The organism is Novosphingobium sp. THN1, assembly GCF_003454795.1.
Taxonomy (GTDB): Bacteria; Pseudomonadota; Alphaproteobacteria; order Sphingomonadales; family Sphingomonadaceae; genus Novosphingobium.
In genome coordinates, this window is sequence record NZ_CP028348.1 from 177,148 (window position 1) to 190,391 (window position 13,244).

Sequence of the window (13,244 nt, forward strand, 5' to 3'; positions counted from 1 at the left end):
ATATATACACATGGATTCGAGGACAGATTTATGCGCATCTTGCACACCAGCGACTGGCATCTGGGCCGCCAAGTTCATGGCCTGTCCCTCGATGAAGACCATAACCACATCCTCGTCCAGATCCTCGCGGTGATCGCTGATAAACGCCCCGACGTCGTGATCATCGCCGGGGATATCTTCGACCGAGCCAACCCGCCGCAAAGTGCGATCACCCGCCTTTCGCAGTTTCTCACGAGCGTGCGTGCAGCATCCGATGCAGCGATCGTCATGATCGCAGGCAATCACGATTCCGCCGCACACATCGGGGCGATGGGCGTTCTTGCCGATGGCGGCGTTGCGATTGTGCGCGGACCACTGGATGACGATGAGCGACCGCTCGTGATCTCGGATGTGCATGGGCCAGTGGCCATCTCCGCCCTGCCCTTTGCCTTCGAATACGCCGCCCGCATGTGCTTCGAAGACGACGGCATCGCCTGCCCTGCAGATGTCATCCGAGCACAGCTTGCCAGCGCTCGCAAGCACGTGGCTGAGGGAATGCGTTGGGTTGTCGTCGCTCACGCTTTTGTCGACGGCGCTGCTACCAGCGAGAGCGAACGCCCGCTCACGCGTATGGTCGGCGGCATCGAGACAGTGTCGGCGGCTGCCTTTGAGGGCGCTCATTACGTGGCCCTTGGGCACCTCCACCGCCCGCAACCGGTGGGACTTGATCACATCCGTTACTCCGGCGCACCTTTGGCATTCGGGTTCGATGAGGAAGGTCAGCAGAAGTCAGTCAGCCTGATCGACCTTGCGGCCGACGGCACTGTCACGGTGGCCGAAGTGCCGCTGCAGTCGCTGCGTCAGGTCAGAACCATTCGAGGCAAGCTGCTTGAGCTGCTCGCAACCACAGAAGTCTCCGACGACATCGTCCGGGTCGTTCTCACAGACAAAGTGCCGCAGATCGACCCGATGAAAAGGATCAGGACATTTTATCCCAATGCCGTCCAACTCTCATATGAGGACACCGAGCGCCCCGTAGCGCAGCGCCTGGACGAACAGCGTGCTGTTATTGAAGACCCACAGACACTCTCCTCGGCTTTCCTTGAATTTATCCGCGGTGAGCCATTGTCGGAGGCGGAAAGGCAGATTGTGGCCTCCGCTCTGCAAACTTTCGCTACCATGGAGGAAGGCGCATGAGGCCAATCAAGCTTACGCTCAGTGCTTTCGGTCCTTATGGCGGCGCCGAGACAATTGATTTCCGCGAAGCAACGAATGCCGGCCTTTTCGGGATCTACGGCCCTACCGGATCTGGCAAGTCGTCGATCTTCAGCGCAATCTCCTTCGCCCTGTTTGGCGAGGGGGCAAAAGAGGAGCAAGGCATCGGCACGATGCGTTCTGACTTTGCGCATGAGGCTCTGCTGACTGAAGTCAGCTTGCAATTCGAACTGGGATCAAAGCGATACTACGTCAGGCGCCAACCTGACCAGGCGCGGCCTAAGGCCCGAGGCGAGGGTCACACCATGCAGCCACACGCTGCCTGGCTGTTCGATGTTTCCAACGTCGCAATCGACGACGTCGGTCCTGACAACTGCGGCCTTCCGCTTGCAGAAAAGAAGGTCAGCGCCGTCCTGAGCCATGTTGAGGGTCTTCTCGGTTATGGCGCACAGCAGTTCCGCCAAATTGTCCTGTTGCCGCAAGGCAGGTTCGAGCGTTTCCTGGTGTCGAACAGCAAGGACCGGCTCGAGATCCTGCGGGAGTTGTTCGACGTCTCTCTCTATCGCCGGCTCACCGAAAAGCTCAAAGCGGACGCCGCGAACATCAAGCGCGAAATCGAATTCGGCTATCGTCTGTACGGGAGCCGCCTGCAAACCGAGGGCTTCAACAGCTCGGACGAGCTCACCGACGGCATCGCAACGGCACTTGAACAGTACGAATTTGCCCAACTGAAAGTCTCTGACACAGCGGCTGCGCTTGCATTGGCCAACAAGGCTTACGCGGCCGCCGAAGAACAGGAAAAGCGCTTTGTCGAAGTTGAGGCTGCGTCCGCTGCACGCAGGCAACTCGAAGCACAGGGGCAGACCTTTGAGGCAATGCGAACCCGCAGAACCAGGGCGGAGCTGGCACGGCGCATTTTGGACCTCGACGCCAGCGTTGCCGATGCCCAAAGTCGCTACAGCACAGCGACTGAAGCGCACGCCGACGCTGAAATCAAAGCACGAGAGGCAAGCGAGGCTCTTTCGGCAGCGAGCGCGACACTGCTGGATCTCCGCTCCTGCGATCATGAATTCGAAGACATCGCGCGCAAGATCGACCAGCTGAACCGCCACAAGGCAGTTCTGGTGGATGCCGCTGAGCGTCTTGCTGACCTTAACGCCACCGAGGCGGAGCTGGAACGAGCAAACCAGGTTCACTCCCAAGCAGCCGACGCTGAGACAAAGGCTGCTAGTCTTTGCGAAGGCAAGGAGATGGCGCTAGCTGCAGCCCAAGCGAATGGTCTTGAGCGACAGAAGCTGAACGCAGCTCGCGATGGTCTGAAAAGTGAGCTAGCAGCAGCGCAGGCCTTCGCAAACGCAAAGCATGCTGTGGAATTGTCGCAGGAGGCCAGCGAGAAAACATCTACCACTGCCCTTGAGGCGCAGTCCCGCCATACCAAAGCAGTCGCTATCGCCGAGACCCGCGAGCGCGCCTTTCTTTCGGCCCAGGCCAGCGTCCTTGCGCAGCAATTGCAGGATGGCCACCCCTGCCCGGTTTGCGGCGCCAGCGACCACCCCCAACCGGCCGATGATTCGGGCGATGCGGAAGCACTCGAAAAGGCGTGGCGCGATGCCCAGCGCGCTGCCCTTGCCGCTTCAACGGCTGACCGCGACGCCCAGGCCGCGGCCAGCTCGGCTCGTGCCACGCTCGACGCAAAGCGTACCGTTCTGGACGGGCTTGCAACGCCGAAGCGCGGTGTGAGCGAGATCAACGGCGATCTGCAGCGCGTCCTTGGCCAGATCAGCGCTTTGGGTCCGGACGTCAATATTGGCCTTCTCACCGAGGAGCTGACTGACGCTCGCACGCGCAAGCTGGCAGCGACGGACGCCCTCCAACAAGCTCAAAACGCTCTCGGTAAAGCAACGACCGCAGAGGCACTGGCCCGGCAGGCGTACGACGATAAGATTGCTTCGGTCCCAGAGAACCTGCGGCAGCAAGACAATCTGCAGAGTGCGATCGATACCACTACCGCAGATTTGAGCAGCCGGAAGCAGGCCCTTGCCGATGCCGACGCGAGGCAGCGCGAGCTCGATGCCGTTGCTATCAGGGCAGCTTCGGCAGTGCACAGCGCTTGGACCGCAGTCAATGAGACCAAGATCGATCTCGCCGCAAAGCGATCCGCATTTGAGTCACGCCTTACCGAGCTCGGGATCACCGAGGCAGACTATCGCACGGCGATCCCCGCTATTGCCGAGATCCCTGCAATGGAGCAGGCAATCGCGGATTTTGACACCGCCCTTGTTGAAGCTCGTGCGCGGGAAACAATGGCAAGAAACGCGGTCGGCAACGCGCAGCGGCAAAGCCTCGAACCCTACCGTCTGAACTGCTCACAAGCGCAGGCCGCCGCCGACGAGGCCGTTAGGCAGAGCGCTGCTGCCGAACAGAAACACAAAACGCTTGTCGAGCTGCAGACCAGTCTGGCAGATCAACTTGAGAACCTTCTAACTCTCGAGCAGTCCTCGGGCGCGCTGCGGGGTGTTGCGGAATCTTTCGACGGTCATAACGAGATGCGGACCAGTCTTGAGACATTCGCCATCGGTGCGATGTTCGATCAGGTTCTTGAAGCGGCGAACCTGCGCCTCGATCCCATGACAAGTGGCCGGTATCGCTTTGAGCGCGACACTGTCAGCGTTGGAGGCCGATCCAAGCGAGGACTGGACGTTCGCGTCCACGACATCGAGACCGGCCGCGCCCGCGAGATCATCACACTTTCCGGCGGCGAGACATTTATCGCAGCCTTGTCCCTCGCGCTGGGGCTGTCCGACATCGTCGAGATGACAAACGGTGCCATCAGGCTCGACACGATCTTCATCGATGAAGGCTTCGGTAGTCTGGACACAGAGAACGACGCAGGCACACTCGATCAGGTCCTGCAGGTGCTCCAAAACATTGTCGGTCAGCGGCGTGCCGTGGGCCTTATTTCACACGTGCCGCTCGTCCAGCAGGCCGTCCCCAACGGATTTACCGTGCACAAGAGCGCGAATGGCAGCCACATCGAAAGTAGAATTGGCTGACAAGCTGGCATTTACGCTTTCCTGGTTCGTCGGAAGGGCCTCCCGAGGCGCTTTCCCACGCTTCTACTGTTAAGAAAGCATTACAAGGATCGGAAAACTTGACAGCGTAAAATCGTGATCGCGGCTCGCTGATTAAACAGATTCGCTTAGACAACTGAGCGCTGCGATTTAATGTCCAGTACATTGACCACAGCAATTGGGATTGCAGATGACGTGTTCGATTGACGCTTTGGTGGTCTCGAAGGTTGGCTTTGCGTCGCACCAGAACTCTGCGCCTATCATTGTTGACCTTACGATCCGTAACCTGGGCGAGGCTGCGCACGAGCATTGCACTCTCAAGCTGTTTGCAGATCCTCCGTTCCTGACCGAACGGGAATGGCGCATTGATGCCATCTTGCCCGAAGGTGAGATCCAAGTCCGCGATCGCGACGTAAAGCTGGGCGCAACGCTGCTGTCCGGCCTTTCTGAAACAATGACTGCAACCCTTTCGCTTGTCCTCAGCGGCAAAGACGGAGTCGAACTTGCCAAGACAGAGGCTCCAATCGAGCTTCTCGCGCATAACGAGTGGGGAGGCTCGGGCAGCATGTCCGATCTTCTGCCAGCGTTCGTTACGCCTAACGATCCCGCCATAGACAAAATTCTCAAAGCAGCATCAGACGCACTGCGTCGCAGCGGCAAGCCAGATAACATCGACGGATACAAATCGGGCGAGCGCGCAAGGGTCTGGGAATTAACCTCTGCAATCTGGTCGGCCGTGTCGGGCATGCGCTTTTCTTACGCATTGCCGCCCGCGAACTTTGAACGGAACGGCCAGAAGATCCGCACCCCATCGCAAATACTCGAGGGGCGGATCGGCACCTGTCTCGACACCTCGCTCCTGTTTGCGGCCGCAATCGAACAGGCCGGTCTCAATCCCATCGTCGTGCTGACCAAGGACCACGCGTTCGTCGGGGTATGGCTACAGCCGAGCGAGTTCAGTTCGCTCGTGACCCACGAGGCAGCGGCTCTGCGTCGGCGTATCGACATCGATGAACTGCTCGTGTTCGAGAGCACTCTGGCTACCAACCCAACACCGCCCAGCTTTTCGCAGGCGATCGCTCAAGGCAACCGCAACATCGCCGAGGCCATGGACGATGAATTTGAAGCTGCAATCGACATTCGGCGAGCGCGCATCCAGAAAATCCGGCCGCTCGGTGTTGCCATCGAATCCAAGGTGAGCAACGATGGAGAGATTGCGGTCTCCGAAAGCGTGGAGGCTGCCCCATCGTTGGCTTCGTTCGACAAGAACGAAGAGGACGAGGTCGTCACTCCCGCTGGCAGGGTGAAGCAATGGCAGCGCAAGCTTCTCAACCTAACGACCTCGAACCGGCTACTTCATCTCCCTGACACCTCGAAGAGCGTTCAGCTAATCTGTCCTGAACCTGGCAAGCTGGAAGACCTGCTCGCCGAAGGCAAGAAGATCCGCATCCAGCCCATTCCTGAGCTAGATTTAGGCGGCCGCGACGAAGCCCTCTACAACCAGCAATTCACGGGCAGCCTGCGCGACGAAGTGGCAAAGGAGGCGCTTTCTCGCGGCGAAGTTCTGGCCAGTCTTCCCAAGGACAAACTTCAGGCCACACTGATCGAACTTTACCGCAAGGCAAATGCGGATATGGAAGAGGGCGGCGCCAACACTCTCTGGCCTGCTGCCGGTTTGGCGGACACCGAGATAAGCTCATTCAGGCTACCCCAGCTTCTCGTTCGAAGTCGATAGGACTGAGGTACCCCAGGGTCGAGTGACGCCGTGTCGGGTTGTAGAAGCATTCGACGTAGTCGAACACGTCTGATTTCGCCTGCGCCCTCGTTCGATAGACCTTCTTCCCGATCCGCTCGGTCTTGAGCGACGAGAAGAAGCTTTCCATGGCGGCATTATCCCAGACATTGCCGGACCGGCTCATCGAGCAGGTGACGCCATTGTCGGTCATCAGTCGCTGGAACTGCTCACTGGTATACTGGCTGCCCTGGTCTGAGTGATGCAGCAGGGCATCCGGCTTGCCCCGCCGCCAGATCGCCATGATCAGCGCGTCGGTGACGAGTTGGGCAGTCATGGTATCGCTCATCGACCAGCCCACCACTCTACGGGAGAACAGGTCGATCACAGCGGCCACGTAGAGCCATCCTTCGGCTGTCCAGATGTAGGTGAAGTCAGCCACCCACTTCTGGTTGGGCCGGTCGGCGGTGAACTGGCGATCCAGCACATTGCCGGCAATGATCGAGCGTTCCCCTTGATCCTTGGGCAGTCCACGGCGACGGGGCCGAGCCCGCAGCCCCTGCGCCTGCATGAGCCGTTCGACCCGATGCAGGCCACAGGAGATGCCTTCGGCGAGCAGGTCATGCCAGACACGGCGGGCACCGTAAGTGCGATAGCTGCCAACATGGCTGGCCCTGACCCTGGCGCCGATCACCTCGTCTTCGCGGGCGCGCTGCGACGGGGATCGAGTTAGCCAGGCATGGAACCCGCTTCGCGAGACACCGAGCGCCCCGCACATCCATGCCACCGGCCAGATCCCTCGGTGCTTCGCGATGAAGGCGAACCTCATATCGAGTCCTTCGCGAAGTAGGCGGCGGCTTTTTTTAGGATGTCGCGTTCCGCCTTCAGCTTTGCCACTTCGCGACGGAGACGGTCGATCTCCAACTGTTCCGGCTTCATCTGCCCGTGCCCCGGAAAGGCATGGCCAGGATCGGCAGCGAACTCCTTTACCCATTTGCGCAGCACGTTCTCGTGCACGTCCAAATCGCGAGCAGCCTGCGCAACTGCGACACCGCGCTCGCGCACCAACCTCACCGCCTCAAGCTTGAACTCGCGGCTGAACTTCCTTCGTTGCATTGTGGACCTCCGATAGGTGAAAACATCCTATCTCGGTGTCCACCAAACCGGCAGCAGGCCACTCTACCTCGCCGTCGGGTTCCTGAAATGGAAGAAGTCCGAGAAGGAAACCAAGGTCTACCGGGCGCCTTTGATCCTCGTTCCGGTGAAGCTGGAGCGCAAGAGCGCACTCTCGGCCGTAACGATGGTTCATCACGAGGACGACCCGCGCTTCAACCTGACATTGCTTGAACTGCTGCGGCAGGACTTCGAACTCAGAATACCGGCGGTCGAAGGAGACCTGCCCCAAGACGAATCTGGCATCGATGTTGCCGCGATTTGGCGTCACGTCCGTCACGCGATCAAGGACATCCCCGGCTTCGAAGTCGTCGAGGACGTTGCTCTGGGCACCTTCTCTTTTGCGAAATACCTCATGTGGAAGGACCTCGTCGACCGCGAGGCCAAGCTGCGGGAAAGTCCGCTGGTCCGTCATCTGATCGACCGAGACGGCAGGATCGAGCAGGACAGCGACAAACTCCCTCGCGTCGAAGATCTCGATACACAGATCGAGCCGGCCGAGCTGTTCACGCCGTTGCCTGCGGACAGTTCCCAGTTGCGCGCTGTGATTGCATCAGCGCGGGGGCAGAACTTCGTCCTCGATGGACCGCCCGGTACCGGCAAGTCCCAGACGATCGCAAACATGATTGCGCACAACCTGGCGCTTGGTCGCCGCGTCCTCTTCGTCGCTGAGAAGCGTGCGGCGCTGGATGTCGTTCACCGCCGGCTGACCGACAAGGGCCTGGCGCCTTTCTGCCTTGAGCTGCACTCGGCCAAGGCAACGAAGTCCGGCGTGCTCAAGCAGCTTTCGTCCGCTTGGGACACACGCGAAGAACTGACTCCAGAGGAATGGCAACGCGAGGCTGCCGAGACCCGCGTGCTTCGAGACCGGCTCAACGAAACCGTTGCGCTCCTCCACCGACGCGAACCCAACGGCTATACCATCTACCAAGCTATCGGCCGGTATATCCGCGATGGCGGAGTGCAGACCCCGCGTTTCAGTTTCCCGCCGACGACCTCGCATTCCGGTGAAGACATGACCCGGATGCGCGAGTCCGCCCGCCAGCTCGGGATCGGGTGGAACGTCGTGGAGGACGTCGCCGACAAGCTTGCCACGATCCATCAAAGCGAGTGGAGCAATGGCTGGCAGGAGAAACTGTGCGCCAGCGCCCGAACCCTCCCGCGGTCCCTCGACGATTACGAAGCGGCCCTTGGCGCTCTGATCAAGGCGGCCCAGCTTCCCGACTGCGACCCCGACCTCGATGCGGCCTCGCGAGTGCTTGCCCTGGTCCACGTCATCCTCTCAACACACGGCAAAGACCTGCGCTTCGTCTTCTCTCCGGACATGGCCGAGAAGGTCTCAGCTGCAGAGCGGGGCTTGAGGCTCGTCGAGGCTTACCGTGAGGAGGAGGCCGCCCTTAGTGCCAGCTATACCAGCGAGATTGCCCGGCGGCTCGACATCGAGAGCCTGAAGGGAGCGTGGAGCAAGGCCGAAGCGCGCTTCTGGTTGCTAAGCTCACTAGCCCGGCGATCGGTCGCTAAGGAACTTGCCCGCGCCGGCGGTACGACGTCTCGCCCGGATCCCGCTGCCGACATTCCGCGCCTGCACACGATGCGGGACCTGCTTGACGAGCTAGACGTGCTCACCGCCAAAGCCAGCGCAATACCGGGCTGGCAAGGTCTGCAGACCCGGCGAGAGGACGTAGAGACCTCCATAGCCTTGGGAGAGCTGCTGCGTCAGGCCATCGCATCGCACGTAGACGGCGCCGAAGAGCTGATCACACTGCGAGGGGCAGTTTCGCGCCTCGTCGTCGATGCGAACGAACTCCTTGGCCCCGACGGCGCCATCGAGCGGGCGTCGCTTCGCCTGACGCGCGCACTAGAACAAGCGCGCCAGGCCGCGGACGAGTTTCGCGCTCTTGCGAATTGTGATGCGACGGCGACACCGCTCGAGCTTCGCGAAGCCGCTGCCGCTACCGTTGCCAACGAAACCAGACTACGTGACTGGGCCAACTGGCAGCGTGCCCGAGCCGAGGCGGTCCAACTCGACCTCATGCCGCTCGTCACCGGTCTTGAAACCCGGATGTTTGCCTCTGGCAGCGCGATAGCTGAGTTTGAGACGGGCTATGCTCACTGGTTCGCATTCCACCGGATGGATGCCGAGCCAGTCCTGCGCAACTTCATGGCTGGCACCTTCACGGACTGCATCGCGCGGTTCCGCGAGCTGGACCAGCGCATGAGCGACCTTGCCACTCGCTACGTTCGTTCGAAGATTTGCGGACACATCCCGGAGAAAGCCGATGTAGCCAAGAATAGCGGCTATGGGATCCTGCGGTACCAGTTGCAGCTACAGCGACCAAGCAAGCCGATCCGGCAACTTGCGACCGAAATGGGTGATGCCTTCACGAAGCTCGCCCCGTGCATGCTGATGAGCCCCCTTTCCATCGCCCAGTACCTTCCCCCAGATCAGGGCCTGTTCGACATCGTCATTTTTGACGAGGCCTCGCAGATCACGCCATGGGACGCGATCGGCGCGATGGCGAGGGGCAAGCAGGTCATCATCGCAGGTGATCCCCGCCAGATGCCGCCGAGCAGCAACTTCGAACGTCAGGGCAGCACGAACGACGACGACGATACCGAAGAGGACATGGAAAGCATCCTCGACGAATGCCTTGCTGCCGGCGTGCCGCAAATCAATCTCGACTGGCACTACCGTAGCCGTCACGAGAGCCTGATCACGTTCTCCAATGTCCGCTACTACGAGAATCGTCTCGTCACTTTTCCCGCGCCCGACACCAGGCCAAGCGCGGTGAAGTGGCATCGGGTCGATGGTGTCTTCTCGAAGGGAAGGAGCGCACCAACCCGATCGAGGCCCAGGCCATTGTAGATGAAGCCGTGCGGCTTCTGCGCGATCCGAGCTTCGTCGATGCAGGCGGTGAGCCACTCAGCCTCGGCATAATAACGATGAACATCCACCAGATGAAGCTGGTCGAAGACCTACTCGACAAGGCTCGCCAAAGGTATCCGGCGATGGAGCGGTTCTTCAACAGCGATGCCATGCTGGAGCCGGTCTGCGTACGCAACCTCGAGACCGCACAGGGCGACGAGCGAGACGTGATCCTGCTCGGCGTGGGCTTCGGGCCCACCGAGCCAGGCGGCCGGACGATGTCGATGAACTTTGGCAAACTCAATCCGAACGGAGGCTGGCGCCGCCTCAACGTGGCTGTCACGCGCGCGCGCCGTGAAATGCATGTCTTCACGTCATTTGACCCCGGCATGATCGACCTGACCCGGACCAGCGCTGACGGCGTGCGCGACCTCAAGACCTTCATCGAGTTCGCCAACCGGGGCAAGGACAGCCTCGCTTCGGCTGATCGCGGCTCGCTCGGGGGTACGATTCACCCTTCGAGGAAGCCGTTGCCGACGAGTTGCGCCGCCGCGGTTGGAAGCTCATGCCCCAAGTCGGCGTTTCAAAGTTCCGCATCGATCTCGGCGTGGTTCACCCCGATTGGCCAGGAGATTTCCTGTGCGGCGTCGAATGCGACGGTGCGACGTACCACAGTGCAGCTACCGCGCGTGACCGCGACCGCGTCCGGGCCGCCATTCTGGAGGGCCTGGGCTGGAAGCTGGTCCGGGTCTGGTCGACCGAATGGTGGTTCAATCGCGAACGGGCTGCCGAAGAGCTGCATCGAGAGCTGGAGCAGATTCTCGCTACCGATCGCGTGCGCCGTGAAGAGGCTTCGGCCTCTACTGCCTCCACAAAGATTCCGCCCGCCAGTGAGCCCGCGAGTGAACTCGCCGATGTCGAAATCCCAATCCTCGATGGCGCCGCGCCATCCTACCATGATGACGCCATCGCTCCGGGTGAAGCTGAAAAGCCAGATGACGAAGCGGGTGATGTTCAGGTTGCGACATTGGTGGAAGCCGACCTTACCGGCGTGTCAGCCAACCCGGGCGTCTACCAGCGTGCCGACTTGTCGAGTTTTGCCAGTGAGATCGATGCCGATCAATTCTACGAGATAGACTACCACCAGGTCCTGCGCCGCCTGGTCGCTCACGTGGTCCATTTGGAAGGGCCGGTTGCACTCGATCAGCTGGTTGATCGCATAGCCAGGGCGCACGGCTTCCAGCGTTCAGGCAACAGGATCCGCAGCCGAATCGAAACGCTGGCCCGCAAGCAGCACCTTGTAGTGGACGACGGCGAGGCCAGCTTCGTCTGGAAAGATATGGAAGCGCTCGGGAGAGGCACGACTGCACGATTCCCGGCTAGCGAAAACGACATTCGTCAAATCAACGATATCGCCTCTGCCGAGTTGCGTGCAACCAATCTTGACGATCCTGTCGAGATCGCCCGGTTGTTCTGGGTGCGCCGGCTTAGCGCAAGCGCACGCAAGCGCATCGAGACGGCGATTGGGGGCTAGAGTTTACGTGATGAACAAGCCGGATATTGCGACCAGCAGCGATCTGCCTTGGGCAGAGCGTCTGCGGTGGCGACGAGCTTGCCGATGATACGCTGAGCGCGCGACGCGCTCAGTGTAAATCCAAACTCGGCGGCAATTGACGGTCTCTCCATCCCACGGCGTCCCCGCGCTTCACTGCGGTGACGATAAACGCCAAGCCCACGGTAGTCGCAACAACCATAGAGATGAGCGATGCTTCGAGGCCGAAAGTGCCACCCGAAAGGATGTCATACCAAATCCCATTGATCAGAACCCATGTGCCCACTGGCGCAATCCGATGGACATGATGCGCCAAGGCTGATCGACGAGTCTGTTCCATGCGAAGCAGCAGTGATCGACGATGTCGTCGTAGGATTTGAAGATGCGGTTCGATAGCCAGTTGTCGCGCATGAACTGCCAGACGTTTTCGACTGGATTGAGCTCGGGGCAGCGGGGCGGAAGCGGCATCAGGGTTATGTTGGGCGGAACGACCAGTTCGTTGGAGCCGTGCCATCCGGCTTGGTCGAGAATGACCACGGCGTGAGCGCCCGGAGCGACATGGAACGCGATCTCCTCGAGGTGCATGCCCATAGCTTCAGAGTTGCACGCCGGCATGACGATCCCGGCGGCCTTGCCTTCAGCGGGGCAGATCGCACCGAAGATCCACGCCGAGGATCGGCGCTGATCCCTGGGGGCAGAAGGCCGTGTGCCGCGTGCGGCCCATCGCCGGGTCAGCTTGGTCTGCTGGCCGATCCGCGCCTCGTCCTGCCACCACCGTTCTACCGGTGTTCCCTTGGGCAAGGATCGTGTGATTCCTGCCAGGCGGGAGGCGAAGCTTTTCTAAAATCGGCAATGTCGTCTGCCTTCTGACCATTGTGGCGCGGGCGAGCCGAGAGCTTGCGGAAGCCCAGGGCGCGCATCTCCCGGCTCAGCGACTGCTTGGAAATCGACAGGCCGAACTCGTCCCAGATCCATTGCGCCAGATCGATCAGCCGCCAGCGAACCACGCCATGCGCTGCCGGAAGGGGACCGGCTTCCACCTGCGCGGCCAGTGCCTGACGCTGGGCGTCGTTCAGGATCGGCGGCTTGCCAGGCGCCTTGCGGGACTTGAGCCCATCCGGACCTGCCGCATTGTAGCGGATCACCCAATCCCGCACGATTTGCAGCGTCACACCACCGATCTTGGCCGCCTCGCCACGACTGCCGCCATCGAGGATCGAAGCCATAGCCAACAATCGCCGGACCTGCTCGGCATCACCACAGCGGCGCGCCAGACTCCGCAAGTCCGACGCCGAATAATCCCCACGAACGCCGATCGACGCAGACATCGCGAACCTCCTGCTGTTCGTGATGGTGAATCAGAAAAATGCGCCGATGGGAATCCCCATGAGTCCGCCTCAACGAGACTTGGTATAAGGTCCCGCTACGTCAGGTGATCGACACCGATAGCCAACACACTGTCCCTGTTCGAGTGCTCCACGATCGCAGAATTCTGCAACGATATCGATGATGGCGGCCTGCTCACATCCCATCCTGTGGCATGTGCGCGGCAGCGGGACCGGATGGAATTTACACCACCGCGTTTGAAGCATACGCTGCAGAATCTACCCACTCTGCCATATGACGTCGCGCTATGCAGACCGGATCGTCCTTCAA

The 13,244-nt window shown here is 60.6% G+C and carries 8 protein-coding genes and 1 pseudogene; 6 read left to right on the forward strand and 3 right to left on the reverse strand.

Going from position 1 to position 13,244, the window contains the following annotated elements:
* Positions 1-30 precede the first annotated feature (30 nt).
* From C7W88_RS17940 to C7W88_RS17950, 3 genes are all read left to right on the forward strand, one after another.
* Positions 31-1,176 carry an exonuclease SbcCD subunit D gene (locus C7W88_RS17940; protein WP_118074957.1) on the forward strand — a complete coding sequence of 382 codons (1,146 nt, stop codon included), beginning with the start codon at positions 31-33 and terminating at the stop codon, positions 1,174-1,176.
* Complete coding sequence (locus C7W88_RS17945) at positions 1,173-4,247, forward strand: AAA family ATPase (RefSeq protein WP_118074958.1); 3,075 nt, start codon at positions 1,173-1,175, stop codon at positions 4,245-4,247. The genes C7W88_RS17940 and C7W88_RS17945 overlap by 4 nt, the downstream gene beginning before the upstream one ends.
* Positions 4,248-4,479: 232 nt before the next feature.
* A complete protein-coding gene (locus C7W88_RS17950; RefSeq protein WP_205525342.1) occupies positions 4,480-6,000 on the forward strand; it encodes a DUF4011 domain-containing protein in 1,521 nt (506 codons plus the stop codon).
* Here C7W88_RS17950 and C7W88_RS17955 read toward each other — a convergent pair.
* Positions 5,966-7,113, reverse strand: a protein-coding gene (locus C7W88_RS17955) for an IS3 family transposase (protein ID WP_118074960.1) whose coding sequence is annotated in 2 segments (ribosomal slippage) — positions 5,966-6,855 and positions 6,855-7,113 — 1,149 coding nt in all. Because the reading frame shifts where the segments join, the coding sequence is not laid out codon by codon here. The genes C7W88_RS17950 and C7W88_RS17955 overlap by 35 nt on opposite strands.
* A gap of 16 nt (positions 7,114-7,129) precedes the next feature.
* Between C7W88_RS17955 and C7W88_RS17960 the strand changes: the two genes are divergently transcribed.
* Together C7W88_RS17960 and C7W88_RS22955 are read left to right on the forward strand one after the other, a co-directional pair.
* Positions 7,130-10,036, forward strand: coding sequence for a DUF4011 domain-containing protein (locus C7W88_RS17960; RefSeq protein WP_118074961.1), 2,907 nt, complete (start codon positions 7,130-7,132; stop codon positions 10,034-10,036).
* Positions 10,037-10,044: 8 nt separating this feature from the next.
* Positions 10,045-10,347, forward strand: a pseudogene (locus C7W88_RS22955) (hypothetical protein); the annotation flags it as partial.
* A gap of 63 nt (positions 10,348-10,410) precedes the next feature.
* Here the strand turns inward: C7W88_RS22955 and C7W88_RS22960 are convergent.
* A complete protein-coding gene (locus C7W88_RS22960) occupies positions 10,411-10,551 on the reverse strand; it encodes a hypothetical protein (RefSeq protein WP_162896222.1) in 141 nt (46 codons plus the stop codon).
* A gap of 50 nt (positions 10,552-10,601) precedes the next feature.
* On the opposite strand from C7W88_RS22960, the gene C7W88_RS22965 reads away from it, so the two are divergent.
* Complete coding sequence (locus C7W88_RS22965; protein ID WP_240345074.1) at positions 10,602-11,570, forward strand: DUF3320 domain-containing protein; 969 nt, start codon at positions 10,602-10,604, stop codon at positions 11,568-11,570.
* Positions 11,571-11,855: 285 nt separating this feature from the next.
* Here the strand turns inward: C7W88_RS22965 and C7W88_RS17975 are convergent.
* A protein-coding gene (locus tag C7W88_RS17975; protein WP_370073275.1) for an IS630 family transposase occupies positions 11,856-12,916 on the reverse strand; the annotation gives its coding sequence in 2 pieces (ribosomal slippage) (positions 11,856-12,398 and positions 12,401-12,916; 1,059 coding nt in all).
* Between the last annotated feature and the right edge of the window lie 328 nt (positions 12,917-13,244).